Consider the following 25,392-nt stretch of genomic DNA (forward strand, 5'->3'; position numbering starts at 1 on the left):
GCAGCCTCGGCGACATCTCCACCCTCGCCGAACCCGAAGTCGTCGACGACCTCATCCAGAACAGGATGAACAGAGGGTGAAAAAAGGGGGCTAGTCCCTCTGCATCCACGACAGCGCGGCATCCGAAGGAGGATCGGGTGCTGCAAGACCAGCCCGACAGGAAAGGCAGCGCGCTGTTCCGGCAAGGCCCGGAACGCGGCCAGGAAAGGCTTGCCCGCTGCCCATGCCTGATGGGATCCCATGCCGGCGCAAGGCCGGTTCAACAGGAGGAGGAATGATGGCTTATGCATCGCCCGACGCGACGACCCGTTCGCGTCCCATGACGTCCGAGGAAAAGAAGGTCATCCTGGCCTCGTCCGCGGGCACGATCTTCGAATGGTATGACTTCTACCTGTATGGTTCGCTGGCGGCGATCATCGGGGCGCAGTTCTTTACCGCCTTCCCCGAGGCCACCCGGAACGTCTTCGCGCTTCTGGCCTTTGCCGCGGGCTTCCTGGTCCGTCCCTTTGGCGCGCTTGTCTTTGGCGCCCTGGGCGACCTGATCGGCCGGAAGTACACCTTCCTGGCCACCATCCTGATCATGGGCTTCTCGACCTTCCTGGTCGGCCTTCTGCCCGGCTATGCGTCCTGGGGGATCGCGGCGCCGATCATCCTGATCGTGCTGCGAATGTTGCAGGGCCTGGCGCTTGGGGGCGAATATGGCGGCGCGGCGGTCTATGTGGCCGAACACGCCCCGGCCAATCAGCGCGGCTATTTCACGGCGTTCATCCAGACCACGGCCACGCTGGGCCTGCTGCTGTCGCTGGTCGTGATCCTGCTGGTCACGTCCTATGTGAACGCAAATTATCCCGCCGTGCCGCAACTGGGCCTGGACGGGCAACCGCTGCTGGACGCCGCCGGCGCACAGGTCATGCTGGAGCCCTTCAAGGCTTGGGGCTGGCGCATCCCGTTCCTGGGTTCGGTCTTCCTGCTGCTGATCTCGCTGTATATCCGCCTGCAGATGAACGAATCGCCTGCCTTCAAGAAGATGAAGGAAGAAGGCGCGCAGTCGAAAGCCCCGCTGAAAGAAGCCTTCGGCAACTGGAAGAACGGCAAGATCGCCCTGATCGCGCTGCTGGGCCTGACGGCCGGCCAGGCCGTGGTCTGGTATTCGGGCCAGTTCTACGCGCTGTTCTTCATCCAGAACGTCGTGAAGGTCGACCAGTTCAGCGCCAACGTCTTCGTGGCCTGGTCGCTGATCCTGGGCACCGCGGGCTTCATCTTCTTCGGCTCGCTGTCCGACCGCATCGGCCGCAAGCCGATCATCCTGGGCGGCTGTGCCCTGGCTGCGGCGACCTACATGTGGGTCTTCCCGATGCTGACCAGCGTCGCGAACCCCGCGCTGGCCGCGGCGCAGAACACGCCTGTCACGGTCACGGCCGCGCCCGACGACTGCTCGTTCCAGTTCAACCCGGTGGGCACCGCGCAGTTCAACAACAGCTGCGACATCCTGAAGGCGGCGCTGTCTAAATCATCGGTCAACGTCCAGGAAACGGTGGATGCTCCGGCGGGCACCGTGGCGTCGGTCAGCATCGGCGAAACCGTTGTGCAGTCCTATGACGGCAACACGCTGACGGGCGACGCCCTGGCCGCCGAAAAGGCACGCTTCACGGCCGAGGTGAACGCGGCCCTGACCGCCGCCGGTTATCCGCTGACGGCGGCGGACAATACCACGGTTGCCAAGGCCAGCCACTTCTTCGACATCTTCAAGGCTCAGAACATCCAGATCGTTTTGATCCTGACCTATCTGATCGTTCTGGTGACGATGGTCTATGGCCCGATCGCGGCCCAACTGGTCGAGCTTTACCCGACCCGCATCCGCTATTCCGGCCTGTCGCTGCCCTATCACATCGGCAACGGCTGGTTCGGCGGCCTGCTGCCCGCGACTGCCTTCGCGATCTCGGCCCAGACCGGCAACATCTATGCGGGCCTGTGGTATGCGATCGTGATCGCCGTGATGACGGTGATCATCGGCACCCTGTTCGTGCCGAACGACAGCCACAAGAAGGACATCTTCGCAGACGACAACGTCTGACCGATGACGGCCGGTCCGGGGTTGCCCCGGTCCGGCCTTTTACCCCTAGCAGAGGAAGGCTTGGCCCATGGCGCGCATTCTGGTTGTCGAGGACGAGGACAACATCGCCGTGGCCCTGGAGTTCCTTTTGGCGCGCGAGGGCCACGTCCATTCGCGCCATGCTGAAGGCGGCACCGCGTTAAGCGCGATCCGCAGCGAGCGCCCGGATCTTGTGTTGCTGGACGTGATGCTGCCCGACATCTCGGGCTACGAGGTCGTGGAAAAGCTGCGCGCCGATCCGGGCCTGTCGGGCGTCCGCATCCTTCTGATGACCGCGCGCGGGTCCATCGTCGAAAAGCGGCGCGGGCTGGCGCTTGGGGCGGACGGCTTCATCGCGAAGCCCTTCGAACTGTCGGAACTGCGGGCCGAGATGACGCGCCTGCTAAGCTGACGATCAGCGCCGCGCCGTCCACAGCGACCAGGCGCCAAGCCCCAGGGCGATATAGGCGGCATTGACCAGAAGGCCCGCCAGAACCTGCTGCATCACCGGCTCGGGGCGGGGGCTGGTGCCGGTCATGGGGATGATGACCGCCACGAACAACGCGCCCGCAGCCAAGGGCAGCAGCATCCCGGTAATGGGGCGGTTGCGCAGCGTCGTCAGCAGCAGCATCACCAGCAGGCCGATGCGGAAGATGTCGCTTGCCTGCGCCGCCAGCAAATCGCCCATGTCCTTCATCCCCTTGCGTTTTCCGCAGCCTAGCCCGTGCGGTCCGGGCGGGTCCAGAGCCTATAGCGGAATTTCGGGCTGGTCCGGGTCCACCGGAACCGAGGGTGTTACATCGCCGTCTGCCGAAGGGGCATCGGGCAGCGGCGGGGGCGGTGGAGCGTCGGCTCTGCGGCGGATCAGGATGTCGCCATTCTCCAGCCGCTCGGGCGCCTGGTAATTGCCCAGGTCGTCCACCAGCACGCCCAGGTCCTGAAGGACCGGGCCAAGGTCGGTCAGCGCATTGCCCATGCCCTGTCCCAACTGGTCAAGCTGGGGGCCGAATTCGGTCCACAGGTTTTCGGCGATGATGCCAAGGCCCCGCTCGATCAGGCCAAGGCCTTCCTGGGTCTCGGTTTGCGCCACAACCGGGGCGGGAAAGGCCAGAAGGCCAAGGACCAGATAGCGATGCATGATCACCCCCGCAGGCAGACCGTCGGACAGGGACGATGCTACGCCCGCAGGGCAGGCCTGTCGAGGCGCGCAAATGGAAAAGGGCCGGCCAAAAGGCCAGCCCTTTAAACCGTGACGGAACCGGAGTTCCGCTTCGGATATCAGCTGTCGTCGTCGTCCGAAGCAACGGCGGCGATGACGCCCAGCAGCAGCAGCGCCGGGACAACCAGACCAGCGTTGGTCGAAGCGGGACGCTCCTCCACAACGACGGGCTCGACGTCGACGACGGGGGCGACATAGCCACCAGCCAGAGCCGAAGTGGCGGTCAGGCCGAGAGCGGCAGCGAAAGTAGCGAATTTGGTCATGATCATGCTCCGTTTCGTTGAAGGCTGCCGTCACCGGCAACATCGAGGCGACAGTTACACAATCCCCAGACGTTTGAAAGCTGCATTGGTTCAAATCCGTCGCTGGTTCATGCTGACTGTTGCATATTGGCCAACACCCCCCGCGGCCCCTGGTTCCGGCCCTGCAACGGGCACCGCAGGGGGTGTGGCATTCCTGCACTAGGCGCGGCGAAACACCTGTGAAAACGCGAAAAACGCGGCGGCGGCGGTGATGATCGAGGGGCCTGCCGGGGTGTCCAGATACAGGCTGGCCGTCAGCCCGCCCATGACCGCCAGGGCGGCGATCAGCACGGCATTGCCGACCATCCGTTCGGGGCTGCGCGACAATCCGCGGGCGGCGGCGGCAGGAACGATCAGCATGGCGGAAATCAGCAGCGATCCGACCACTCGAATCGACAGGGCCACTACAACCGCAAGGGCAATGGACAGGACCAGCCGTTCGACTCGGGGGTCGATGCCGGCGGCCATCGCCAGTTCCTCGTTCAGCGAGGCTGTCAGCAGGCGCTGCCACCGCCAGGCCAGCAGCGCCAGCACGCCGGCCGCGCCCGCCCAGATCAGCGCCAGATCGCCCCGGCCCACCGCCAGGATGTCGCCGAACAGATAGGCCGACAGGTCCGACCGGGCCTGCGGCACGAAGCTGATCGCCACAAGGCCGATCGCCAGTGCGGAATGCGACAGCACGCCCAGCATCGTGTCCATCGACTGTCCGCGCGTCACCAGGCCCGAGATCGTGACCGCCATGGCCGCCGCGACCAGCGTCGTCCCCGCATAGATCGAGATCTGGAAGGCCAAACTGACGGCCACGCCCAACATCGCCGCATGGGCGGTGGCATCCCCGAAATAGGCCATGCGCCGCCAGACGACGAAGCTGCCCAGGGGACCAGCCACCGCCGCGATGCCCAAGCCCGCCAGCATCGCGCGCATGAAGAAGTCGTCCAGCATCAATGCGCCCCGGCGTGGTGGTGGTGATCGTGGTCATGATCGTGGTGATGACGATACAGGGCCAGCGTTCCCTCGGCCTCGGCACCGAAAAGGGCGCGGTATTCGGGGGCGCTGCTGACGTGCTGGGGCGTGCCCTCGCAGCAGACATGGCCGTTGAGGCAGATCACCCGGTCAGAGGCGCGCATCACCACCAGAAGGTCGTGGCTGACCATCAGGACGGCCGCGCCGGTTTGGCGGCGCACCTCCTCGATCAGCTTGTAGAAGGCGACGATGCCGGGCTGGTCCAGCCCCTGGGTCGGCTCGTCCAGGACCAGAAGCTGCGGGTCGTGCAGCAGGGCGCGGGCCAGCAGGACACGCTGGAACTGCCCGCCTGAAAGCTGCGTCAACTGGCGCGCCTCGAGCCCCTCGACCCCGGTGCGGGCCAGGGCGCGGGCGGCATCCCCGTCGCTGACGCGCAGGGGCAGGGACAGGAAGCGGCGCACGGTCATCGGGATCGTGGTATCCACCTGCACGCGCTGCGGGACATAGCCGATCCGCAGCCCCGACTTGCGTTCGACATGGCCCGCCGCCAGCGGCATATGTCCCAGCAGCGCGCGCACCAGCGACGACTTGCCCGACCCGTTCGGCCCGACGACCGTCACGATCTCACCGGGGCGGATCTGGAAGTCGACGCCTTGCAGGACAGTTTCGGATCCGCCGGGACGCAGGATCGTCAGGCCGCTGGCCTGGATCAGGGCGGTCATGGCCGTGCCGCGCCGGCGCAGGCGGGGCAGAGGCCAAGGGCCTCGATCGTGGCGCGTTCCACCTGGAAACCGGACTCGGCGGCCAGTTCCGTCAGCGCATCGCGCACGGGCGCGGCGGGCAGTTCGGCCAGCATGTCGCATTCCCGGCAGATCAGGAAGGCGGGCGCATGGTCATGGCCTGGATGCAGGCAGGCGGCGAAGGCGTTCAACCGCTGCAGGCGATGCGCCAGCCCGTGTTCCACCAGGAACTCCAAGGCGCGATAGGCGACCGGCGGCTGGCGGCCGAAACCCTCGGCGGCGAGACGGTCCAGCACCTCATAAGCACCCATCGCGCGATGCGATTCCAGCAGGATCTCCAGCGTCCGCTGCCGCACGGGGGTCAGTCGGGCGCCATTGGCAGCCAGACGGTCGCGGGCCTCGTCCAGCACGCGCGCCTCGCAGGCGCGGTGGTCATGCGGGGCAAAGGCAGAATGAGGATCGTGATGGGCCAATCTTGTTACTTTATCACATTCTGTTTGACTTGTTATCATGTAACATGAATAAGCACGGCCCTGCAAGAAACCAACCCGTCGAGGTGACATGATGCGCATGATCCTTTCCGCCCTGGGCCTTCTGGCCGCCGGTCCAGCCCTGGCCGAACCGCCGCAAGTGGTGGTTGACACGCCCGTCACCGCCTCGCTTGTCCAGCAGGTGATGGGGGATCTTGGGCAGGTGCAGGTGCTGCTGCCAAAGGGGGCAAGCGCGCATCACCACCAGATGCGTCCGTCCGATGCGCGCGGGCTTCAGGAGGCCGGGCTGCTGGTCTGGACGGGGCCGGAACTGACGCCCTGGCTGGACCGCGCCGCGTCCTCGGTCGCCGGCGATGTCGCGCAACTGCGCCTGCTCGAGGTGCCGGGCACCTATCTGCGCGGTTACGACGATGGCCATGACCACGGCCATGAGGAACATGGGCACGGGCATGGCTCGGGTCATGGCGACGACCATGCACATGACCACGACCACGCACATGATCACGCACATGGTGACGATCACGCGCACGATGACGACGATCATCACGCGCATGGCGATGTCGATCCCCATGCCTGGCTGGACCCCGAGAACGCCCGCCTCTGGATCGCCGCCATTGCCGAAACGCTGGCCGAGGCCGATCCCGACAATGCGGCCGCCTACAGGCAGAACGCGGAAACGGCGGGCGAAGGCATCCTCCGGCTCGAGGAAGGCCTGCGCGCGCAGCTTCAGCCCCACGCCGGGGGCAGCTTTGTCGTCTTCCACGACGCTTATGGCTATTTCACCGATCACTTCGGCCTTCAGCCCGCCATCGCCGTTTCCCTTGGCGACGCCAGCACCCCGTCCGCGGCAAGGCTGAACGAGATTCGCGCCCGCATTGCCCAGTCCGGCGCCCTCTGCGCCTTTCCCGAATATGGCAGCGACCCGAAACTGGTCCAGGCCGTCACGGAAGGCAGCACCGTTCGGGCCGGGCGCGAACTGATGCCCGAAGGCGGAGATCTGGAGCCGGGCCCCGGACTTTACGCGCAAATACTGGGCGAGATGGGCGGGGCCATCGCGGATTGTCTGTCACAGTGACCTGACCCCGCCAAAAATTTCCGACGCTTTTACTTTGACAATCCAGACTGAATTGGTCAGATTTCGGGTGAAGGAAGACGGACCCCATTTTCGAGAGGCTGATCATGACCGCAGTACGTCCCGCAGACTTCGCGCAACCCGGCACCAGCGTGCTGGCCCGGATCCCGCAGCATGACGCGACCCAGCTGACCCGCGGGGGCAACCAGGCCCTGATCATCCTGGACGACCAGATCTATCAGCTTCGCATCACCCGCGCCGGCAAGCTGATCCTGACGAAATAGGAAAGGCCGCCCCGGACGCATGGCGCGATCCGGGGAGCAGGCCTGTCAGCCGCGCGGCTTGCTGCCGGGACGGCCGCCGCCCGAACCACCTGGCCGTCCGCCGGGCTTGCCGGAAAAGCGCGGCTTGTCGCCGCCGGCACCGCCGCGCGCGGGCTTCGGCCCGCCTGGTTTTCCAAAGGGCTTGCGATCCCCAGCCGGCTTGCCGCCCGGACGAGGACCGTCGCCCCGAGGCTTGAAGCCGCCCTTGGCCCGGTCGCCGCGCGGCTTGAACCCCTTGTCGCCGGGTTTTCCCTCTCCGCGCGGCTTGAAGCTCCGCCCGGCGTCATCGGCGTCGCGGCGGGGCTTGAACCCCCCTTCGGCACGATCCCCGCGGGACTTGAAGCCACGCTCTCCCTCGGGCCGGTCGCCACGCGGCTTGTAGCTGCGCTCACCTTCGGGCCGATCCCCACGGGGCTTGAAACCACCTTCCGGACGATCCCCACGGGGCTTGAAACCACCTTCCGGACGATCCCCACGAGGCTTGAAGCCGCCTTCGGGCCGGTCACCACGGGGCTTGAAGTCGCCCTCGGGTCGGTCGCCGCGCGGCTTGTATCCGGGCTTGCCACCTTGGCCTTCGCGGTCAGGCTTGGTGAAACGGGGACGGTCACCAAAGGCCCCGTCGCGATCCGTGCGCGGCTTGTCGGACCAACTGCGGGCGGGGCGGTCGCCGTCGCCTTGCGGGCGCTTGGCGCGGAACTGGGGCCGGTCGCCGCCTTCCTCGGATCGGGGCTTGCCGGACCAGGGGCGCGCCGGGCGGTCGCCGTCCTCGCGCGGGCCGGACTTGCGGGCAAAGCGGCCGTCGCCTTCGCCTCCTGACGCGCTGCGGAAGGTGCGGCGGGGCGCGTCACCGTCCTCGCGGCGCGGGCCGCGCGAGCCTTCGGCGCCACGCGGGCGCATCTCGCGTTCCTTCGGAGGTGTTTCCTCGCCGGTCAGCAGGCCGCCAAGCTGGTCGCGCAGCACGCGCTTCTTGACCTCGACCACCTCGTTCTTCTCCATCCCGGTCAGCTTGAAGGGACCATAGCCGATTCGGATCAGCCGGTTCACCTGAAGCCCGACATGGGACATCGCGCGGCGGATTTCGCGGTTCTTGCCTTCGCGGATGCCGACGGTCAGCCAGGCATTCGCGCCTTGCTGGCTGTCCAGCTTGATTTCCATCGGGGCGAATTCCTCGCCGTCGATGGTCGCGCCGCGGCGCAGGGGGGCGAAGGTCATGTCGCTGGGCGTGCCGTTGACCCGCACGCGGTAACGCCGCAGCCAGCCGGTCGAGGGCAGTTCCAGCCGGCGCTTCAATTCGCCGTCGTTGGTCAGCAGCAGCAGACCTTCGGAGGTCAGGTCAAGCCGGCCCACGGTCATCACGCGCGGCAGGTCGCGGGGCAGGGCATCAAACACCGTCTGGCGGCCCTTTTCGTCGGATTCCGTCGTCACCAGGCCCAAGGGCTTGTAATACAGCCACAGCCGGGTTTCCTGCGGCTCGTCCAGCTTCTTGCCGTCCACGACGATGCGGTCGGTCGGCAGCACGTCAAGCGCCGGGCTGTCGATCTTCTTGCCGTTGACCGAAACACGACCTTCCAGGATCATCCGCTCGGCCTCGCGGCGGCTGGCGACGCCCGAGCGCGCCATCACCTTGGCAATGCGGTCGGGGGACTGGGCAGAGGCCGGGGTCTGGTCGGCGGATTTCGGGGCACTGTCGTCGGTCATGGCGATATCTCCTGCGCATCGCTGCGGTGGCAAAGTCGCGCTTCTATCGGGCGCGGCAGGGCATGGAAAGGGCGACTTGCATGGCTGCCGCGCCCTTGCGACAAGCGGGCATGACCCGCTTCACCTCTCATATGGCCCTGGCGCTTGACCAGGCAAGGGCCGCCGCCCGCCGGGGCGAGGTTCCGGTGGGCGCGGTGGTGGTGGCCCCTGACGGCAGCGTGGTGTCGGCGGCAGGAAACCGTACGCGCGAGTTGTCGGACCCGACTGCCCATGCCGAGATCCTGGCGATTCGCGATGCCTGCCGGGCCGCGGGTTCCGAACGGCTGCCCGGCCATGACCTGTGGGTCACACTGGAACCTTGTCCGATGTGCGCGGCGGCAATCTCGGCCGCGCGGATCGGGCGGCTTTATTACGGGGCCAGCGACGTGCGGATGGGGGGCGTGGAACATGGGGCGCGGGTGTTCGACCACCCCCAATGCCACCACCGTCCCGCCGTCTATGACGGCATCGGCGCAGACCCCGCGCGGGCGCTGTTGCAGGGGTTCTTCCAGACCCGCCGATGATGGTTGCACGCCCCGCGCGGCTCGCCTATACGGTTTCCGACGCGGGTGTAGCTCAATGGTAGAGCAGCAGCCTTCCAAGCTGAATACGTGGGTTCGATTCCCATCACCCGCTCCAACCATCATCCCTGACGGACATCACGGGCGCGCGGGCGGCCTGTCATCGGCGACGCTGTCCTTGCGAAGGACCGATTGCAGTTCCATCGTATCAGCGTCCACCCGCACCAGATGGCCCTGCACGATGGCATAGCGGCTGCCGCGCGGTTCGGTGCCCAGGCCGTATCGGCCGGGCTGTTCGATGAAATCCACAAGATCCGCGGGCAGCACCTCTCCGGGAACAAGGGGGACAGCCGCGGCGCGAACGGGATCGGCCCCGGCCCGGCCCTGGGCCTGGGGGGTCGGGCCTTCGAAGACCGTCAATCCGACGGCCGCTGCTGCGGCAGTCGCGATCATCATGACCTTGTGTATCATCGTCTCGCCGGTTCTTCTGTCCTTATCGTTCGAAAACAAGGCAAGGACTGCGGCGGTTCCATCGACGCGTCACAGTTCCGTCGCGTTAGCGGTTTTTTCCGGCGAAGCGTGGCAACATTGCCGAAAAGTCGCGGCCCCGGCCGTCTTCATGCTCGACGAACTGGTGATAAAGCTGTTGGGCAAGCGCACCCATCGGCGTGTCCGCCCCGGCCGAGGACGCAGCCGCCTGCGACAGATTCAGGTCCTTGAGCATCAGTTCCGCCGCAAAGCCGGGCTTGTAGTCATTGTCGGCGGGCGATTTCGGGCCGACGCCGGGCGCCGGGCAATAGGCGTTCATGGACCAGCTATAGCCGGACGAAGTGGACACCACGTCGAACATCTTCTGCCGGTCCAGGCCCAGCTTGTCGGCAAGCGCGAAGGCCTCGCAGGTGGCGATCATGGTGACGCCCAGGATCATGTTGTTGCAGATCTTGGCGGCCTGACCGGCACCGGCATCGCCGCAGTGGACGGCCTTCTGGCCCATGATATCGAACAGCGGCTGGACGGTCGCGAAAGCATCATCCGGCCCGCCCACCATGAAGGTCAGCGTGCCTGCCTGCGCGCCGCCGATCCCGCCGGACACGGGGGCGTCAAGCGCCGCCAGTCCCGCCGCCTGGGCCTGCTGGGCCACGGCGCGGGCGCTGTCCACGTCCACGGTGGAACAGTCGCACAGGACCGCGCCTGGCTTCATGGCCGGGATCACCTGGTCGGCCACCGTGCGCAGGATCTGGCCGTTGGGCAGCATGGTGATGACCACGTCCGCATCCGACGCGGCGGCGGCGGCACTGTCGGCCAGGGTCAGGCCATCGGAGCGGGCGGCGGTGTCGAAGCCCGTCACCTGATGCCCCGCCTGCGCCAGGTTCAGGGCCATCGGCGCGCCCATGTTGCCAAGCCCGATGAATGCGATCTTCATGCCCGTTCCTCCCAATCCAGCTCGTTCGGTCCAAGGGGCGCCAGCAGCGCCGCGACATTGTCGGGGCTGGCATCGGCCATCCACTTGGGCTTGCGGTCCTTGTCGATGATCTGCGCACGCACGCCTTCCAGGAAGTCGGTGTCCTGCGTCGCGCGATAGGTAAAGCGGTATTCGCGGGCCAGCGAATCCTGCATCCGGCTGTCGCCCCGCGCTGCCCGCACCATGGCCAGACCCGCCGCCATCGACAGGGGCGAATTGGCGTGGAGGATCTTCAGCACCTGCGCGTTGCCGTCTTCCTCAAGCGCGTCGATGATGTCGGGCACCGTCTCCGCGGCAAAGGGCGACAGATCCATCGTCCGCAGGGGGGCAGTGGGGGCGTGTGCACCTTCGATCAAGGACAGATCGCCCGTTTCCTCCAGCCGAGCGATCAGGTCGGGCCATTCGCTTTCGGGCAGGTAGGTGTCGGCAAAGCCCGCGTGGATCGCGTCGCCCGCGCCCATCCGCGCGCCCGTCAGCGCCAGGTATTCGCCGATCCGGCCCGGCGCGCGGGACAGAAGCCAAGTGCCGCCCACGTCGGGGATCAGGCCGATGCCGGATTCGGGCATGGCGATCTGGGTCGTGTCACCCACGATGCGGTGGCTGGCATGGCCGCCCATGCCCACGCCGCCGCCCATCACGAAGCCCTGCATCAAGGCGACGATGGGCTTGGGATAATCGGCAATGGCCGCGTTCATGCGGTATTCGTCGGCGAAGAAGCGTTGCCCCGCCGCATGTTCGCCCGCCAGCCCGGCGCGATAGACGGCAGCGATGTCGCCGCCCGCGCAGAAGGCCCGGTCGCCTTCCGCGTCGATGATGACAAGCGCCACGTCGGCATCATCGTGCCAGCCGTCCAGGGCGCGGTGGATCGTCCTTGCCATCTCGTGGCTCAGGGCGTTCAGGGCCTTGGGCCGGGTAAAGGTGATGCGCCCGGCGCGGCCGGTCTTGCGGATGTTCAGATCGTCCACGTTCTACCCCCGTTCGGCCAGCATCGCCCGCGCGACGATCAGGCGCATGATCTCGTTCGTGCCTTCAAGGATCTGGTGGACGCGCAGGTCGCGCACGATCTTCTCGATCCCGTAATCGGCCAGATAGCCATAGCCGCCATGCAGTTGCAGGCACTGGTTCGCGACCTCGAAGGCGCGGTCGGTCACGTGCAGCTTGGCCATCGCGCAGAACTTGGTGGCATCCGGGGCGCGGCTGTCAAGCTTCCAGGCCGCCTGGCGTAGGAAGATGCGCGCCGATTGCAGCGCCGTCTCCATCTCGGCCAGACGGAACTGCAGCGCCTGGAACTGGTCGAGGCTTTGCCCAAAGGCGCGGCGCTCGCCCATATAGGCGACGCTCGCGTCAAGCGCCGCCTGCGCCCCGCCAAGCGCCGCCGCCGCGATGTTCAGCCGCCCGCCGTCAAGGCCCGCCATGGCATAGGCAAAGCCGCGGCCTTCCTCGCCCAGCAGGTGGTCGGCGGGAATGTCGCAATCATCGAACTGGACCTGCGCGGTGGGCTGGGCCTTCCAGCCCATCTTCTGTTCCAGGGCGCCGAAGGACAGGCCGGGGACGCCGTCGGGAACGATCACCGCGCTGATGCCCTTGGGACCGTCGGCCCCCGTGCGCACCATTGCGATATAGGCGTCGGAATAGCTGCCGCCCGAGATGAAGGCCTTGGTCCCGTTCAGCCGCCAGCCCGCATCTGTCCGGTCCGCCCGCGTCCGCAGGGCCGCCGCGTCCGAACCGCTGCCGGGTTCGGTCAGGGCATAGCTGAAGACCGTCTCCATGCTGCAAAGCCCCGGCAGCCAGCGGGCTTTGGCTTCGGGCGATCCGAACTTGTCGATCATGCCCCCGCACATGTTGTGGATCGACAGAAAAGCCGCGACCGAGGGGCAGGCCATGGCAAGCGCCTCGAACACAAGGGTGCCGTCCAGACGCGACAGGCCGGCCCCGCCGTATTCCTCGGACACGTAAAGCCCGCCAAAGCCCAGTTGCGCCACGTCGGCCCACAGATCGCGCGGGATGGTGCCGGCCTCTTCCCAGGCGCGGGCATGGGGGGCGATGCGGTCCTGGCCGAAGTCGCGCGCCATGTCGAAGATGGCCTGCTGTTCCTCGCTTGGTGCGAAGTCCATGTCCTCATCCCTCCCCTTAATTGAACATGCGTTTAATTGCCTCAGGATGCTGCCGCTGGCAAGGGTCACAGGCCGAGGTGGAACTCGGCCATCAGGTGGCGCACCAGTTCGGCCATCGCTTCGTCGCGGGTGGCGCCTGCGGCCAGGGCGCGCGACAGGACGGCGCGTTGCCGTGCGGCCGATCCGCCCCCGGCCACCATGTCCCTGGCGCGGGCCACCTGGGGTTGGCTGCCCAGGGCATCGGCGTCCTGGGCAATCAGCGCCAGCCAGTCCTCGAGAGCCTGGGCAAAGGGGATGATCCGGCCCGCGCCGAAGTCGATGGGGCCTTCCGCCAGGCCATAGCGCGCGGCGCGCCAGCGGTTTTCCCCCAGCAGGAAGGGGTCGTATTGCCGCCACCGCTGGTTCTGGCGCGACAGGCGCCACAGCATCCGCAGCGTGGCCTGGTTCAGCGCGGCCAGCGTAACCGTGTCGTCCAGCCGGGGCGAGGCATCGCAGACCCGCGTTTCCAGCGTCGGGAACCGGGAAGACGGGCGCAGGTCCCACCATATCTTGCTGCTGTCCTCGATCACGCCCAGGTCCACCAGCACCTGCACGGATCGTTCGAATTCGTCCCAACCACCGAACTGCGGGGGAAAGCCGGTCCGGGGCATCCCGCCGAAGACCGTGGTGCGATAGGACGCAAGCCCGGTATCGCTGCCCTGCCAGAACGGGCTTGATGCCGACAGCGCCAGCAGATGCGGCAGGAAATAGGACAATTGGTTCATCAGGTCGATGCGCTGGGCGGGCGACGGTATGCCCACATGGACGTGCATCCCGCAGATCAGCATCCGGCGCGACACCGCACCCAAGGCCCGCGACAGTTGGTGATAACGGTCCTTGTCGGTGTGGAACTGGTCGCGCCAATCGGCAAAGGGGTGGCAGGAGGCCGAGATCGGGGCCAGCCCGTATTCCCCCGCGATCCGTGCCACGGTGCGGCGCAGATGGGCCAGGTGGCCCCGCGCTTCGCCGATGTCGGCGGAAACGGGGGTCCCGACCTCGATCTGGCAGCGCAGGAACTCGGGGCTGACGCTGTCGCCCAGGGCGTCCCGGCAGGCAGCCATCAGCGCGTCGGGCGCCGGGGCCAGATCGCCCGTCTGCGGATCGACGAGAAGATATTCCTCCTCGATGCCAAGGGTGAAGTCGGGATCGTCGGACATGGGCTTCCTGTGCTGGCCTGGCGGGATGGAAATGCGCGGCTGCCGGCAATGCAAGGGGCGGATAAGGAAAAGGGCGGGGATGATCTCGCCCTTCGGCCTGTCAGTCCATGGCGCGGAAGTTGAACTCTCCGCCTTCCTTGATGCCCGAGGGCCAGCGGGCGGTGACCGTCTTGGTGCGCGTGTAGAAGCGGAAGGCGTCGGGGCCGTGCTGGTTCAGGTCGCCGAAGCCCGACTTCTTCCAGCCGCCAAAGGTGTGGTAGGCCAGCGGAACCGGGATCGGCACGTTGATCCCCACCATGCCGATGTTGATGCGGCTGGCGAAATCCCGGGCGGTGTCGCCGTCGCGGGTATAGATCGCGGTGCCGTTGCCGTATTCGTGGCTCATCGCCAGGCCGATGGCTTCCTCGTAGGATCCGGCGCGGACGGTGGACAGGACGGGGCCGAAGATCTCGGTCTTGTAGATGTCCATGTCGGGGGTCACGCGGTCGAACAGGTGCGGGCCGACGAAGAAGCCGTTCTCGTATCCCTGCAGGTTGAAGTCGCGGCCGTCCACGACCAGTTCCGCGCCCTGGTCGATGCCCGACTGCACCAGCCGCAGGATGTTTTCCTTGGCCGCCCTGGTCACGACGGGGCCGTAATCCACGTCATTGCCGGCGGTATAGGGGCCGACCTTCAGCTTCTCGATCCGCGGGACCAGACGCTCGATCAGCGCGTCGGCGGTCTTTTCGCCCACCGGAACGGCCACGGAAATCGCCATGCAGCGTTCGCCCGCCGCGCCATAGCCTGCGCCCACAAGGGCGTCGGCCGCCTGGTCCAGATCGGCGTCCGGCATGATGATCATGTGGTTCTTGGCGCCGCCGAAGCACTGCGCCCGCTTGCCGGTCGCCGCCGCGCGTTCATAGATGTACTGCGCGATCGGGGTGGAACCCACGAAGCCCACGGCCTGGATCACCGGGTTGTCCAGGATTGCATCAACGCTATCCTTGTCGCCGTTGACGACCTGCAAGACGCCATCGGGCAGCCCGGCCTCCTGCAGCAGTTGCGCCAGCATCAGCGGCACGGAGGGGTCGCGTTCGGACGGCTTCAGGATCATCGCGTTCCCGGCGGCCAGGGCGGGGCCCATCTTCCACAAGGGGATCATGGCCGGGAAGTTGAAGGGCGTGATGCCCGCCACGACGCCCAGCGGCTGGCGCATGGAATACATGTCGATGCCGGGGCCGGCGCTGTCGGTGAATTCGCCCTTCAGCAGATGCGGCGCGCCGATGCAGAACTCGATCACCTCAAGCCCGCGCTGGATGTCTCCCTTGGCGTCGGGAAAGGTCTTGCCGTGTTCGCTGGACAAGGCCTCGGCCAGCTTGTCCATGTCGCGGTTTATCAGGCCGACAAAGGCCATCATCACGCGGGCACGGCGCTGCGGGTTGGTGGCGCCCCAGGCCACCTGCGCCTCGGCGGCGCGGGCGACTGCGTGGTCAAGCTCGGCCTTGGTGGCCAGCGACAGGCGCGCCTGGACCTCGCCCGTGGCAGGATTGAAGACGTCGGAAAAGCGGCCCGAGGTGCCCTTGTATTCCTTGCCGTCGATCCAGTGGTGAATCTCTTTCATCGAATCCTCCTTGGTTGGACGCAGCCTAGCCTTGCGGATTTGCCGGATAAAGAGGAAGGATGGCAAAGACGTTTTGCGTTTTTGCAAAAAGGGCGGGCATGGACTGGGACGACCTGCGCATCTTCCTGGCGGTGTCGCGAACCGAAAGCCTGTCGGGCGCGGGCCGCAGGCTGGGGATGGATGCCTCCACCATCGGGCGGCGCATCGCACGACTGGAACGCGCGGTGGGTGCTGCGCTGTTCGCCAAGACGCCGCAAGGCTATGTCCTGACGGCCGAGGGCGCGCGGCTGGTCGCCCCCGCCGAGGCCGCCGAGCAGGGGGCCAATGCCGCGGCCGAGGCTGTGGACCGCGAGGCCGGGCTGACGGGCCAGCTTCGCATCGGCGCGCCGGACGGTTGCGCCAATTACCTGCTGCCGCAGGTGGCGCGCGATCTGTGCGCCGCCCATCCGGGGCTGGAGATCCAGATTGTCGCCTTGCCCAGGGTCGTGAACCTGACCAAGCGCGAAGCCGACATGGCCGTCGCGGTTTCGCCCCCGGACACGGGGCGGCTGACCGTGCAGCGGCTGGCCGATTACCACCTGCACCTGGCCGCGCATGAGGATTACCTGCGCGACACGCCCCCGATCCGCGACCTGCCAGACCTGCGGCACCACCGGATGATCGGCTATATCCCCGACATGATCTTCGACCCCGAACTGGACTATCTGTCGGAAACCGGGGTGCAGGTGGCGGCGATCACCTCGAACTCGGTGTCGGTGCAGATGCAGGCGATCCGGGCGGGGGCGGGGGTCGGGATCGTCCATGACTTCGCCATTCCCTTTGCGCCCGGCGTCCGGCTGGTGCTGCCGGACCGCATCGCGCTGAAGCGCAGCTTCTGGTTGATCCGCCACGCCGACGACCGCGCCTCGCGCCGCTTGTCGCTGCTGGCCGACCTGTTGGCGCAAGGCCTGCGGGCCGAGGTGGCGCGCCTTGAATCGCTGCTGGCCGTTCCGCGCCTTTGTCGGACTTGACGGATCAGGATTCCGGGAAAAGGATGGCCGTGAAGCACGTCGCCAAGAAAGGATGCACCATGCTCGTCAATCAGTTGCTGTCGATGAAATCCAGCTCGGGCAAGCCGGGAATCGAGGCGCAGACGATCCTGACCATCCGGCCTGACGCAACCCTGGGCGAGGCGGTCAAGATGCTGGCCGAACAGCGCATCGGCGCGGTCGTGGTGTCCGACGACGGCAGGAAGCCGCAGGGGATCCTGTCGGAACGTGACGTCGTGCGCCAGCTTGGCAAGCACGGCCCCGAGGTGCTTTCCACCCCCATCGCCGAGGTCATGACGCGCGAGGTGCAGACCTGCGCGATGAGCGACGACGCCCTGGCGATCCTGGAACGCATGACCCAGGGCCGCTTCCGCCACATGCCGGTGGTGGACGGCGACGGCAACATGCTGGGCGTCGTCTCCATCGGCGATGCGGTCAGCGGGCGGCTGAAGGAACTGGCGGCCGAGAAAGAGGCCCTGACCGGCATGATCATGGGCGCCTGACGCGGCGCCCCAACCGCTTGCCATCCCGGCAGAAATCGGCTTTCCCTGCGCGGCAGGCAAGCATAAGGACGCCCGTTCATGCGCATCGGTCTTTATCCCGGCACCTTTGATCCGATCACGCTGGGCCATGTCGACATCATCCAGCGCGCAATGGCCTTGGTGGACCGGCTGGTGATCGGCGTCGCCATAAACCGGGACAAGAAGCCGCTGTTCGACCTCGAGGAGCGGGTCGCGATGGTGCAGGCCGAATGCGACCAGATCGCCAGCCGCACCGGGGGCGAGATCGTCGTCCATCCGTTCGAGAACCTGCTGATCGACTGCGCCCGCGACGTGGGCGCCCAGGTCATCGTGCGCGGCCTTCGGGCGGTCGCGGATTTCGAATACGAGTTCCAGATGGTCGGCATGAACCGCGCCCTCGATGCCAGCATCGAGACGGTCTTCATGATGGCCGATGCCCGCCGCCAGGCCATCGCCTCGAAGCTGGTCAAGGAAATCGCGCGGCTGGGGGGCGACGTGTCCAAGTTCGTGACCCCCCCGATCCAGCAGGCCCTAGCAGACCGCTTTCGCGGATAAGGCTTGCGGCAGGTCGCCGCGCTGATAGCATCTGGACTGAACGCGCTGTCTGGAACCGGAGGGAATCCTTGACCCGATCCGACCTGTCCGCGCGCGACCACCGGAACCTGCCCGACGACATTCCCGATCCACGCCCGATCATCCTGTCCGACTTGTCGCAGGCGCTGACCCTGGGCTGGCGCGACTTCCGCCGCGCGCCTGCCTTCGGCCTGATGTTTTCGGCCTTTTATGTTCTGGGCGGCTGGGTGCTTGCCTCGGTCGCGCTGGCCTCGGGGCAGGAATGGTGGCTGATCCCCTTCATCCTGGGCTTCCCGCTGATTGTGCCCTTCGCGGCCGTTGGTCTGTACGAGGTCAGCCGCAGGATCGAGGCGGGCGAGCCGCTGGACACAGCCCGCATCCTGCGCGTGGTCTTCGATCAGCGCCAGCGGCAGATCCCGTCGATGGCGATGGTGATCCTGCTTTTGTTCATGTTCTGGGTCTTCGTGGCCCATACGGTCTTCGCGCTGTTCATGGGCGTGTCGGCGCTGACCAACATCACCTCCTCGCTTGCGGTGCTGCTGGAGGGCAGGGGGCTGGCGATGCTGGTCCTGGGCACGATCATCGGCGGCGGCTTCGCGGCCGTGCTGTTCTGCTTCACCGTCGTGGGCCTGCCCCTGCTGCTTGATCGAGAGGTCGATTTCATCACCGCCATCATCACGTCCTGCCGTGCCGTGGCGGAAAATCCAGGCGTAATGGCAATCTGGGCGGCGCTGATCGCGATCTGGCTGTTCCTGGCGATCCTGCCTGGCTTTCTGGGCCTGCTTGTGGTGATGCCGGTCCTGGGCCATGCCAGCTGGCATGTTTATCGCCGGGTGATGCCAGGCTGCTAGCCGCGCCCGATGAAAGGCATGTTGGTCGCCAGGACGGTCAGGGACTGGACATTCGCGCCCCTGGGCAGGCTGGCCATGTGAAGGACGGCATCGGCGACCACGCCCACGTCCATCAGCGGTTCCGCGCCCGGCGTGTTGGCGCTGACCTGGGCCAGCAACCCGGTCGCGGCATTGCCGATGTCGATCTGGCCGCAGGCGATGTCAAAGGGACGCCCGTCCAGCGACAGCGATTTCGTCAACCCCGAGACCGCGTTCTTCGAGGTCGTATAGGCAATCGAACCCGGTCTCGGCGCATGGGCGGCGATCGACCCGTTGTTGATGATCCGCCCGCCCTGCGGGTGCTGCGCGCGCATCAGCCGGAACGCCGCGCGGGCACACAGGAACATCCCCGTCACGTTGGTTGCGATCACGTCGCGGAAGGTGGCGGGATCGACTTCGTCCGGCGTGGCGGGATCGGCTCCGCGCCCGGCGTTGTTGAACAGCACGTCCAGCCGACCCCATTCCGCACGGCAGCGGTCGAAGGCCGCGTCCACGGCGGCCTCGTCCGTGACGTCGCAGGGCAGGATCAGGGCAGGTGCGTCCCCGGCGGTGTCCCGCAAGCCGCCTTCCTTGCGGCCCAGCAGCGAGACCCGCCAGCCTTCGGCCAGGAAGCGCCGCGCGGTGGCCCGCCCGATGCCGCTGCCCGCGCCGGTGATGACGACGGATCGCGCCGCGGCCATGTCAGACGACCTTCTGGGTCTGCTGGCCCAGCCCGTCGATGCCCAGGCGCATCACCTGCCCGCGCCGCAGATAGACCGGCGGCTTCTGCCCCATCCCGACGCCCGGCGGGGTGCCGGTGGCGATCACGTCGCCCGGCATCAGCGTCGTGAAGCGGGACGCATAGGACACGATCTCGGCCGGGCCAAAAACCATCGTCGCGGTCGTGCCGTCCTGGAAGCGGTGGCCGTCAACCTCCAGCCACAGGCGCAGGGCGGCGGCGTTCGCGACCTCGTCCGCGGTGACCAGCCAGGGGCCGATGGGGCCAAAACCGTCATAGCCCTTGCCCTTGTCCCAGGTGCCGCCACGCCGCAACTGCCAGTCGCGTTCGCTGATGTCGTTGATGACGCAATAGCCGGCGATGTGATCCGCCGCCCGGTCCAGCGCGATGTCCCGCCCACCGTCGCCGATCACGATGCCCAGTTCAACCTCCCAGTCGGTGGCGGCCGAATCGGGCGGCAGGGCAAGGTCGTCGTCCGGCCCGGCGATGCAGCTGGTCCACTTGGTGAACAGGATCGGCTCGGCCGGGACGTCCATTCCCGCCTCGGCGGCGTGATCGGCGTAATTGAGGCCGACCGCCAGGAACTTGCCGACGCTGCCCACGCAGGCCCCAAGCCGCAGATCCTGCTGCGGCGTCCCCTCGACCAGGGGCAAGGAGGCCGGGTCGATGGCGCGCAGGGCGGCCAGGCCCTTGGTGGTCAGGCAACCGCCATCGATGTCCGACAGATGCCCCGACAGGTCGTGCACCGCTCCCTCGCCGTCCAGGATGCCGGGTCGTTCCTGACCTTTCGCGCCGTATCTTACCAGTTTCATGCGTCCTCCCCTGTTTCGTTCCGTCGAACCTGTCCCGGAACCCTAGCGGAAGTCCAGCCGCCGCATTCTTGCGGATTGGCAGATGCTTTCTGCAGGCCCGCGCGAAAGTCGGGCCGGGGCAGGCATGACAAAACGGCCCGCGCAGGGCGGGCCGGGATGACAAGGGCAGAAGGCTTACTCCGAAGCGGGCGGAGCCAGCTTCTTGGTCGGGCCGTTGGCAATGGGGTCTTCCTGCCGCTGGACCGAACCTTCGAAATGCGCGCCGGATTCGATGGCGATGGTCTTGTGGATGATGTCGCCCTCGACCCGCGCGGATGCGGACAGGCGCACCTTGAGGCCGCGGACCCGGCCGACCACGCGGCCGTTCACCACCACCTCGTCGCCCACGATCTCGCCCCGGATGGTGGCGGTTTCGCCGATCACCAGCTGGTGGGCGCGGATGTCGCCCTCGACCGTGCCCTCGATCTGGATGTCGCCTTCGGTGCGGATATTGCCGACAACCGTCAGGTCCGGCGACAGGATCGACGGCGCATTGCGCCGCGCGGGCGATGCCGCAGGCGCTTCGGGCCGGTCATGATGGGGGGCGGGGGCCACGGCATCGGTCCCCGGGGCCGCGGGCGAGGGGGGCGTATGGGGTTTTTCGGTCACGCGGGTCTTACTGAACATTGCTGGCTGCCTTGATGAAGCTCATCGGGTCAACGGCCCGACCCTTCATGCGCACCTCGTAATGCAGATGCGGCCCGGTCGAGCGTCCGGTATTGCCCATATCACCGATCAGTTCGCCTTGCGACACCCTTTGGCCGGTCTTCACGCGAATCCGGGACAGATGGCCATAGCGGGTTTCCACCCCCAACTCGTGCTGGATCTTGATGAGATTGCCATAGGCCCCCAAACGTCCCGCATAGATCACCACGCCGTCGCCCGTGGCATGGATCGGCGTGCCGACCGGGGCCGCCATATCGATGCCTTCATGCGCGCGCCCCCAGCGGCGGCCGAAGCCCGAGGTATAACGGAACGACTGCTTCACCGGCATGGCCAGCGGCAGCTTCTCCATCGCGATGCGATAGGTGTTCATCTGGTCCAGCGTGACGATGATCTGGTTGGCCTTCGTCTCGCTGTTCGAAAGGGCCGCGTCGCCACGGGTCGAATAGCTCATCGGGGTCAGCGGGCCGCCCTGGCCGGAATAGCCTTCGCGGATGGTTTCCAGCACGTCATCGGGGTTCATGCCGACGGACCGGAACACATCGTCCAGTGGCTCGACCGAGATCGAGACGGCGTTTTCAAGCTGGGTCAGGATCTCGTCGTTGCGGGCCAGGATCTGTTCACGTTCCAGGGCCAGCTCCTCGGCCGTCTGGCGGGCCGCCTCGGCTTCCTGGACGGCGGAGGCACGTTCGTCGGCCGCCTGGCGCAGTTCGCCCGTCACGATATCCAGCGCGGCGGTCACTTCCTCGGCGTGGACATGGGAATGGTCGTCGGTCGCATCGGCCACGGCGCGGGCGCTGTCGCGTTCGTCGATGGCGCTGCGCAAGGTGGACTGCACACTGTCGAGGCCGGCTTCGAGTTCCCGGCGGCGTTCCTCGGCGGCCAGAAGCTGGGTCTGCATCTGCGAGACCTTGTCAAGCGCCAGGGCAAAGCGGTTCTGCGCCGCAAGCGCCTCGGCCGCGCGGGCATCGCGTTCCTGGGACAGTTCTGTCAGGCGCTGCTCGAAGGCCGAGGTGGTCGCAGTGATCTGGTCGCGGGCCGAGGTGCCGGCGCTGAGCGCGTCGATCGCCAGGATCGAGCTTGCAACCAGCGTCCAGCCAAAAGCCAGCGTGATGCCGCTGATGCCGACAAGCTGGGTCAGGGGACGCAGGCGGACGAACCGGCTTTCGTCGTCAGAGCGCAGGTGGAGCCGTTTTTCCGGCAGGATGCGTTCCAGCGAAGCGTTGAGGCGGTTCGTCAAGGTTGGCAAATCATGTCCCCCGTTGGCGCGTCCGAGATGACTCGGGCGATCTGGTTCCGGTTCGCTGCGGGTAAACCGCATGTGTGCCTTCCTGGCAACATCAGGATCGTTTCGGTTCCCTTTATGCGCGGAACCTCGCCCCTTCGGGCAAAAATCCGCCGACTGGCACAAGATGTAGGGGCCGCCCTCAGGATATCTCATAGGGTAGTGGTCCGTTGCGTTCGCCCGGTATGCGCAGCGGCCGGTCGATGGGCGGCACGGACCGCTGGTGGCAGTCGGGGCGGGGGCAGATCCGGCAGGAGATGCCGATGGGCTCGAACGCGCGGGGCTTGGTCAGGTCCAGCCCGTCGGCATAGACGACGCTGCCGGCATGGGACACTTCGCAGCCCAGGCCGATGGCAAAGCGGCGCACCGGCGCGTTGAAGGCGCCCGCGTGCTTGGACACGTCGCGCGACATCAGCAGATAGCGCATCCCGTCCGGAGTCTCGGCCAGCTGGCGCAGGAAGCGGCCGGGCTGTTCAAAGGCCTGGTGGACATTCCACAAGGGGCAGGCGCCGCCGAAGCGGGCGAATTGCAGGCGCGTGGCGGAATGGCGCTTGGTGATCGTGCCCGCCTGATCGACGCGCACGAAGAAGAAGGGAACCCCCTTCGCGCCGGGCCGCTGCAGGGTGGACAGACGGTGCGCCACCTGTTCCAGCGAAGCGTCGAACAGGTGCGCCAGCCGTTCCAGGTCGTGCCGTTCGGCCTGGGCTGCGGCCAGAAAGGCGCGATAGGGCATCAGCGCCGCCCCCGCGAAATAGTTGGCAAGTCCCACCCGCGCCACGTCCCGCGCGGTCTGGCTGCGGAACCGCGCAAGATCCAGCGTAGCGTCCAGCAGGTCCGACTGGCGTTCCAAAGCAACAAGATGCAGCAGCTGAAAAAGCTGCGTCGGCCGTTCGGCGGCGGCATTCACATGGATTTCCGTCCCCACGCGTCGAAAGACCGCATTGGCGGGCAATTCCGCCCGCGTCACGCGGATCCCGCGGGCGGCAAGGGCTGCGACGCCCGCATCCCACGGATCCAGCCGCTGGCCCGCCGGGCAGGCAAAGCGTTCCGCCGCGCGGTCCACGGCGTCGATGTAGTTGTCGCAGTAATGGAAGAAGTCCCGCACCTCCTCCCACGGGGTGGAGAGGGCGTTCTGACCGGACGCCCCGATCGCCTCGTCCAGGGCGGCAAGGCGTTCCTGGCCTTGCCGATGCGCGCGGTAGAGGTCCAGGAAGGCCCGCGCCAGCACCGGCGCGTTGGTGGCGGCAAGGCGCAGGTCGGCCAGGGGCGGAACGGCATCAAACAGCGGATCGGCCAGGGCTTCCTGCATGTCGATCACCATGCGTTCGGCGTCGCCCGCAGCCAGCGTTGTCAGGTCCACCCCGAATTCCTGCGCCAGCCGCAGCAGCACCCCGGCGGAAATCGGGCGGTGGTTGTTTTCCATCTGAGACAGATAGGGCAGGGACACCCCCAGCCGTTCGGCGAAGCGCCGCTGGGTCAGCCCGCTGCGCCCCCGCGTTTCGCGCAACGACGTTCCGGCATAGATCTTCTGCATGGCCATGATGCGTCCCCCCCTTTTGCAAAAGCTGCATTAGCTTTTGCAAAGCGGTCACGACAAGAGCCGCGATGGATGGACCGACGATGGGACGGATCAGGATCATGGCATGATCGTGGCACAAAATCCCTAAGATATCGTTGCGGCTTGCACCCCGCCCCGCCACGCGGTTTGATCGTGTCATGAAGCAGCGCCCCGGAAACCGCGTCCTGACGGGAACCCGCATCCGCGAACGCCGCCTGGCGCTGTCGCGGCGGCAGGCGGACGTGGCGCGCGAGGCCGGGATCTCGGCCGCCTACCTGAACCTGATCGAGCACAACCGCCGTCCGGTGGGCGACCATCTGGTCCTGCGCCTGGCCGCCGCGCTGGACGTGTCGGCGGCCGAACTGGCCGAAGGGCGCGAGGAGGCCCAGATCGCGGCGCTGCGCGAGGCCGCGGCGCGGCTGCCCGACGACGTGACGCCCGAGCTGGACCAGACACCCGAACTGCTGGCCCGATTTCCCGGCTGGGCCTCGGCGCTGATCGCCACGGCGCGACGGGCCGATGCGCATGAACGCCAGCTTGTCACCCTGTCTGACCGGATGCGGCAGGATCCCTATCTGCTGACCACCCTGCACGAGGTGCTGTCGGCGGTGACTTCGGTCCGGTCCACGGCTTCGATCCTGGCGGAAGGGGGCGAAATCCCGCCCGACTGGCGCGCGCGGTTTCACGCGAACCTGGACGGGGACAGCCTGCGCCTGTCCAGCACCGCGCAGGCCCTTGTTGCCTATCTGGACAGTTTCGAGGCGCAGGACGCGATCTTCACCCCGCAGGAGGAGGTCGAGGCCTGGCTTGCAGCGGGCGCCCCGCCCGTCGAGGAGGCGGCCGACCTGGCCTCGGATGCCGCCCGCGCCTTGGCTCGCGCCCACCTGCTGCGGATGGAGGAGGAGCGCCTGGCCCTGCCGGATGCGGCCCTGGCCGAGGCCGCGGTGGAAGAGGCCGACCCCCTGCGCATGGCCGACCGGCTGCGCCAGCCCCTGGACCTGGTGATGCGCCGCCTGGCGCTGCTGAAACCGGCTGGGTTCGAGGCGGCGGGCCTTCTGGTCTGCGACGGATCGGGCGCGCTGACGCTGCGCCGCCCGGCGCCGGGCTTTCCCCTGCCGCGTCCCGGCGACGCCTGCCCGCTTTGGCCGCTGTTCCAATCCCTTGCCGCGCCGCAGACCGCCATCGCAAGGCTGGTCGAGGCGCCGAACGGCCGACGGTTCCGCACCCTGTCGCTGGCCACCCGCCACCAGCCCCTCGGGACCGAGGGGCCGGTGCTGACCCGCGCGCAGATGCTGATCCTCCCCGAGGAGCCGGGCTCGCCCGGCAGCCCCGATCTGCTGATCGGTCCCGCCTGCCGCATCTGCCCGCGCATCGATTGCGCGGCGCGGCGTGAACCCTCGATCCTGCTGGCGGCGTGAATCCTTTGACAGCGCGGGCCCGCCCGGCACATTATCGTGGCACCTGGGGGGACCA

28 protein-coding genes and 1 tRNA gene are annotated in these 25,392 nt (G+C 67.2%); 11 read left to right on the plus strand and 18 right to left on the minus strand.

All coding sequences use genetic code 11. From position 1 onward, the window contains the following. Positions 1–274: 274 nt before the first annotated feature. Both IE224_RS09815 and IE224_RS09820 read left to right on the plus strand, forming a co-directional pair. Positions 275–2,074, plus strand: a complete 1,800-nt coding sequence (locus IE224_RS09815) for an MFS transporter (protein WP_229849317.1) — start codon at positions 275–277, stop codon at positions 2,072–2,074. Between the two features lie 67 nt (positions 2,075–2,141). Further along, positions 2,142–2,504: a response regulator transcription factor gene (locus IE224_RS09820; RefSeq protein ID WP_167621473.1), complete on the plus strand. Its 363-nt coding sequence runs from the start codon at positions 2,142–2,144 to the stop codon at positions 2,502–2,504. A gap of 3 nt (positions 2,505–2,507) precedes the next feature. Here IE224_RS09820 and IE224_RS09825 read toward each other — a convergent pair whose 3' ends face one another. The 6 genes from IE224_RS09825 to IE224_RS09850 all read right to left on the minus strand — a co-directional run bounded on the left by IE224_RS09825 (position 2,508) and on the right by IE224_RS09850 (position 5,789). Beyond that, positions 2,508–2,780, minus strand: coding sequence for a hypothetical protein (locus IE224_RS09825; protein ID WP_191309964.1), 273 nt, complete (start codon positions 2,778–2,780; stop codon positions 2,508–2,510). 60 nt (positions 2,781–2,840) lie between these two features. Further along, on the minus strand, positions 2,841–3,230 hold the full coding sequence (locus IE224_RS21000; protein WP_229849318.1) for a hypothetical protein: 390 nt from the start codon (positions 3,228–3,230) through the stop codon (positions 2,841–2,843). A gap of 140 nt (positions 3,231–3,370) precedes the next feature. After that, a complete protein-coding gene (locus tag IE224_RS09835; protein ID WP_370463831.1) occupies positions 3,371–3,574 on the minus strand; it encodes a hypothetical protein in 204 nt (67 codons plus the stop codon). A gap of 198 nt (positions 3,575–3,772) precedes the next feature. After that, positions 3,773–4,555 (minus strand): metal ABC transporter permease, encoded by a 783-nt coding sequence (locus tag IE224_RS09840; protein ID WP_191309967.1) that lies wholly within the window; start codon positions 4,553–4,555, stop codon positions 3,773–3,775. After that, the gene (locus IE224_RS09845; protein ID WP_191309969.1) at positions 4,555–5,298 is read right to left on the minus strand and encodes a metal ABC transporter ATP-binding protein; all 744 of its coding nucleotides are present in this window, start codon (positions 5,296–5,298) and stop codon (positions 4,555–4,557) included. The genes IE224_RS09840 and IE224_RS09845 overlap by 1 nt, the downstream gene beginning before the upstream one ends. Beyond that, the gene (locus tag IE224_RS09850) at positions 5,295–5,789 is read right to left on the minus strand and encodes a Fur family transcriptional regulator (RefSeq protein WP_229849319.1); all 495 of its coding nucleotides are present in this window, start codon (positions 5,787–5,789) and stop codon (positions 5,295–5,297) included. Before IE224_RS09850 ends, IE224_RS09845 begins: the two co-directional genes overlap by 4 nt. 97 nt (positions 5,790–5,886) lie before the next feature. Here IE224_RS09850 and IE224_RS09855 point away from each other — a divergent pair, with 97 nt between their 5' ends. Both IE224_RS09855 and hemP read left to right on the plus strand, forming a co-directional pair. Continuing rightward, entirely contained in the window at positions 5,887–6,882 is a 996-nt protein-coding gene (locus IE224_RS09855; RefSeq protein WP_229849320.1) for a zinc ABC transporter substrate-binding protein, read from the plus strand. A gap of 104 nt (positions 6,883–6,986) precedes the next feature. Then, the gene (gene hemP / locus IE224_RS09860; RefSeq protein ID WP_167621478.1) at positions 6,987–7,163 is read left to right on the plus strand and encodes a hemin uptake protein HemP; all 177 of its coding nucleotides are present in this window, start codon (positions 6,987–6,989) and stop codon (positions 7,161–7,163) included. A gap of 45 nt (positions 7,164–7,208) precedes the next feature. Here hemP and IE224_RS09865 read toward each other — a convergent pair whose 3' ends face one another. Further along, on the minus strand, positions 7,209–8,900 hold the full coding sequence (locus tag IE224_RS09865) for a pseudouridine synthase (RefSeq protein WP_191309984.1): 1,692 nt from the start codon (positions 8,898–8,900) through the stop codon (positions 7,209–7,211). 80 nt (positions 8,901–8,980) lie between these two features. Here IE224_RS09865 and IE224_RS09870 point away from each other — a divergent pair, with 80 nt between their 5' ends. Continuing rightward, a complete protein-coding gene (locus IE224_RS09870; RefSeq protein ID WP_229849321.1) occupies positions 8,981–9,463 on the plus strand; it encodes a nucleoside deaminase in 483 nt (160 codons plus the stop codon). A 41-nt stretch (positions 9,464–9,504) separates the two neighbouring features. Next, a tRNA-Gly gene (locus IE224_RS09875) sits at positions 9,505–9,578 on the plus strand. Positions 9,579–9,598: 20 nt separating this feature from the next. On the opposite strand, the gene IE224_RS09880 is transcribed toward IE224_RS09875, so the two are convergent. From IE224_RS09880 to IE224_RS09905, 6 genes are all read right to left on the minus strand, one after another. Beyond that, positions 9,599–9,916 carry a hypothetical protein gene (locus IE224_RS09880; RefSeq protein WP_191309986.1) on the minus strand — a complete coding sequence of 106 codons (318 nt, stop codon included), beginning with the start codon at positions 9,914–9,916 and terminating at the stop codon, positions 9,599–9,601. Between the two features lie 100 nt (positions 9,917–10,016). After that, positions 10,017–10,883 carry a 3-hydroxyisobutyrate dehydrogenase gene (mmsB, locus tag IE224_RS09885; protein ID WP_191309988.1) on the minus strand — a complete coding sequence of 289 codons (867 nt, stop codon included), beginning with the start codon at positions 10,881–10,883 and terminating at the stop codon, positions 10,017–10,019. Further along, positions 10,880–11,887, minus strand: a complete 1,008-nt coding sequence (locus IE224_RS09890) for an enoyl-CoA hydratase/isomerase family protein (protein ID WP_191309991.1) — start codon at positions 11,885–11,887, stop codon at positions 10,880–10,882. The genes mmsB and IE224_RS09890 overlap by 4 nt, the downstream gene beginning before the upstream one ends. 3 nt (positions 11,888–11,890) lie before the next feature. Beyond that, a complete protein-coding gene (locus IE224_RS09895) occupies positions 11,891–13,036 on the minus strand; it encodes an acyl-CoA dehydrogenase family protein (protein ID WP_191309993.1) in 1,146 nt (381 codons plus the stop codon). Between the two features lie 65 nt (positions 13,037–13,101). After that, positions 13,102–14,232 (minus strand): carboxylate-amine ligase, encoded by a 1,131-nt coding sequence (locus IE224_RS09900; protein WP_191309995.1) that lies wholly within the window; start codon positions 14,230–14,232, stop codon positions 13,102–13,104. A gap of 100 nt (positions 14,233–14,332) precedes the next feature. Further along, positions 14,333–15,832 (minus strand): CoA-acylating methylmalonate-semialdehyde dehydrogenase, encoded by a 1,500-nt coding sequence (locus tag IE224_RS09905; RefSeq protein ID WP_191309997.1) that lies wholly within the window; start codon positions 15,830–15,832, stop codon positions 14,333–14,335. A gap of 98 nt (positions 15,833–15,930) precedes the next feature. On the opposite strand from IE224_RS09905, the gene IE224_RS09910 reads away from it, so the two are divergent. From IE224_RS09910 to IE224_RS09925, 4 genes are all read left to right on the plus strand, one after another. Then, the gene (locus IE224_RS09910) at positions 15,931–16,842 is read left to right on the plus strand and encodes a LysR family transcriptional regulator (protein ID WP_191309999.1); all 912 of its coding nucleotides are present in this window, start codon (positions 15,931–15,933) and stop codon (positions 16,840–16,842) included. Between the two features lie 59 nt (positions 16,843–16,901). Beyond that, entirely contained in the window at positions 16,902–17,363 is a 462-nt protein-coding gene (locus tag IE224_RS09915) for a CBS domain-containing protein (protein WP_167621488.1), read from the plus strand. 78 nt (positions 17,364–17,441) lie between these two features. Beyond that, complete coding sequence (gene coaD / locus IE224_RS09920) at positions 17,442–17,936, plus strand: pantetheine-phosphate adenylyltransferase (RefSeq protein WP_167621489.1); 495 nt, start codon at positions 17,442–17,444, stop codon at positions 17,934–17,936. Positions 17,937–18,004: 68 nt separating this feature from the next. Next, positions 18,005–18,805, plus strand: coding sequence for a DUF2189 domain-containing protein (locus IE224_RS09925; RefSeq protein WP_229849322.1), 801 nt, complete (start codon positions 18,005–18,007; stop codon positions 18,803–18,805). On the opposite strand, the gene IE224_RS09930 is transcribed toward IE224_RS09925, so the two are convergent. The 5 genes from IE224_RS09930 to IE224_RS09950 all read right to left on the minus strand — a co-directional run bounded on the left by IE224_RS09930 (position 18,802) and on the right by IE224_RS09950 (position 23,901). After that, complete coding sequence (locus IE224_RS09930) at positions 18,802–19,524, minus strand: SDR family oxidoreductase (protein ID WP_191310001.1); 723 nt, start codon at positions 19,522–19,524, stop codon at positions 18,802–18,804. The genes IE224_RS09925 and IE224_RS09930 overlap by 4 nt on opposite strands. A gap of 1 nt (position 19,525) precedes the next feature. Further along, entirely contained in the window at positions 19,526–20,374 is an 849-nt protein-coding gene (locus IE224_RS09935; RefSeq protein WP_191310003.1) for a fumarylacetoacetate hydrolase family protein, read from the minus strand. Positions 20,375–20,548: 174 nt separating this feature from the next. Then, positions 20,549–21,040 (minus strand): bactofilin family protein, encoded by a 492-nt coding sequence (locus IE224_RS09940; RefSeq protein WP_167621492.1) that lies wholly within the window; start codon positions 21,038–21,040, stop codon positions 20,549–20,551. Further along, on the minus strand, positions 21,030–22,316 hold the full coding sequence (locus IE224_RS09945; RefSeq protein ID WP_229849323.1) for a DUF5930 domain-containing protein: 1,287 nt from the start codon (positions 22,314–22,316) through the stop codon (positions 21,030–21,032). The genes IE224_RS09940 and IE224_RS09945 overlap by 11 nt, the downstream gene beginning before the upstream one ends. 187 nt (positions 22,317–22,503) lie before the next feature. After that, complete coding sequence (locus tag IE224_RS09950) at positions 22,504–23,901, minus strand: helix-turn-helix domain-containing protein (protein ID WP_167623381.1); 1,398 nt, start codon at positions 23,899–23,901, stop codon at positions 22,504–22,506. 176 nt (positions 23,902–24,077) lie between these two features. Here IE224_RS09950 and IE224_RS09955 point away from each other — a divergent pair, with 176 nt between their 5' ends. After that, entirely contained in the window at positions 24,078–25,337 is a 1,260-nt protein-coding gene (locus IE224_RS09955) for a helix-turn-helix transcriptional regulator (RefSeq protein WP_191310007.1), read from the plus strand. Positions 25,338–25,392 lie beyond the last annotated feature (55 nt).

It is taken from the genome of Paracoccus aerius, assembly GCF_014656455.1.
GTDB classification, from domain to species: domain Bacteria; phylum Pseudomonadota; class Alphaproteobacteria; order Rhodobacterales; family Rhodobacteraceae; genus Paracoccus; species Paracoccus aerius.

Coding starts and splice junctions, on each gene's coding strand:
- IE224_RS09845 (WP_191309969.1), bottom strand. CDS start 5,298: ATGACCGCCCTGATCCAGGCCAGCGGCCTGACGATCCTGCGTCCCGGC.
- IE224_RS09910 (WP_191309999.1), top strand. CDS start 15,931: ATGGACTGGGACGACCTGCGCATCTTCCTGGCGGTGTCGCGAACCGAA.
- IE224_RS09870 (WP_229849321.1), top strand. CDS start 8,981: ATGGCTGCCGCGCCCTTGCGACAAGCGGGCATGACCCGCTTCACCTCT.
- IE224_RS09840 (WP_191309967.1), bottom strand. CDS start 4,555: ATGCTGGACGACTTCTTCATGCGCGCGATGCTGGCGGGCTTGGGCATC.
- mmsB (WP_191309988.1), bottom strand. CDS start 10,883: ATGAAGATCGCATTCATCGGGCTTGGCAACATGGGCGCGCCGATGGCC.
- coaD (WP_167621489.1), top strand. CDS start 17,442: ATGCGCATCGGTCTTTATCCCGGCACCTTTGATCCGATCACGCTGGGC.
- IE224_RS09815 (WP_229849317.1), top strand. CDS start 275: ATGATGGCTTATGCATCGCCCGACGCGACGACCCGTTCGCGTCCCATG.
- IE224_RS09950 (WP_167623381.1), bottom strand. CDS start 23,901: ATGGCCATGCAGAAGATCTATGCCGGAACGTCGTTGCGCGAAACGCGG.
- IE224_RS09835 (WP_370463831.1), bottom strand. CDS start 3,574: ATGACCAAATTCGCTACTTTCGCTGCCGCTCTCGGCCTGACCGCCACT.
- IE224_RS21000 (WP_229849318.1), bottom strand. CDS start 3,230: ATGCATCGCTATCTGGTCCTTGGCCTTCTGGCCTTTCCCGCCCCGGTT.
- IE224_RS09880 (WP_191309986.1), bottom strand. CDS start 9,916: ATGATGATCGCGACTGCCGCAGCAGCGGCCGTCGGATTGACGGTCTTC.
- IE224_RS09825 (WP_191309964.1), bottom strand. CDS start 2,780: ATGGGCGATTTGCTGGCGGCGCAGGCAAGCGACATCTTCCGCATCGGC.
- IE224_RS09915 (WP_167621488.1), top strand. CDS start 16,902: ATGCTCGTCAATCAGTTGCTGTCGATGAAATCCAGCTCGGGCAAGCCG.
- IE224_RS09905 (WP_191309997.1), bottom strand. CDS start 15,832: ATGAAAGAGATTCACCACTGGATCGACGGCAAGGAATACAAGGGCACC.
- IE224_RS09855 (WP_229849320.1), top strand. CDS start 5,887: ATGATCCTTTCCGCCCTGGGCCTTCTGGCCGCCGGTCCAGCCCTGGCC.
- IE224_RS09955 (WP_191310007.1), top strand. CDS start 24,078: ATGAAGCAGCGCCCCGGAAACCGCGTCCTGACGGGAACCCGCATCCGC.
- IE224_RS09940 (WP_167621492.1), bottom strand. CDS start 21,040: ATGTTCAGTAAGACCCGCGTGACCGAAAAACCCCATACGCCCCCCTCG.
- IE224_RS09900 (WP_191309995.1), bottom strand. CDS start 14,232: ATGTCCGACGATCCCGACTTCACCCTTGGCATCGAGGAGGAATATCTT.
- IE224_RS09895 (WP_191309993.1), bottom strand. CDS start 13,036: ATGGACTTCGCACCAAGCGAGGAACAGCAGGCCATCTTCGACATGGCG.
- IE224_RS09865 (WP_191309984.1), bottom strand. CDS start 8,900: ATGACCGACGACAGTGCCCCGAAATCCGCCGACCAGACCCCGGCCTCT.
- IE224_RS09820 (WP_167621473.1), top strand. CDS start 2,142: ATGGCGCGCATTCTGGTTGTCGAGGACGAGGACAACATCGCCGTGGCC.
- IE224_RS09930 (WP_191310001.1), bottom strand. CDS start 19,524: ATGGCCGCGGCGCGATCCGTCGTCATCACCGGCGCGGGCAGCGGCATC.
- hemP (WP_167621478.1), top strand. CDS start 6,987: ATGACCGCAGTACGTCCCGCAGACTTCGCGCAACCCGGCACCAGCGTG.
- IE224_RS09935 (WP_191310003.1), bottom strand. CDS start 20,374: ATGAAACTGGTAAGATACGGCGCGAAAGGTCAGGAACGACCCGGCATC.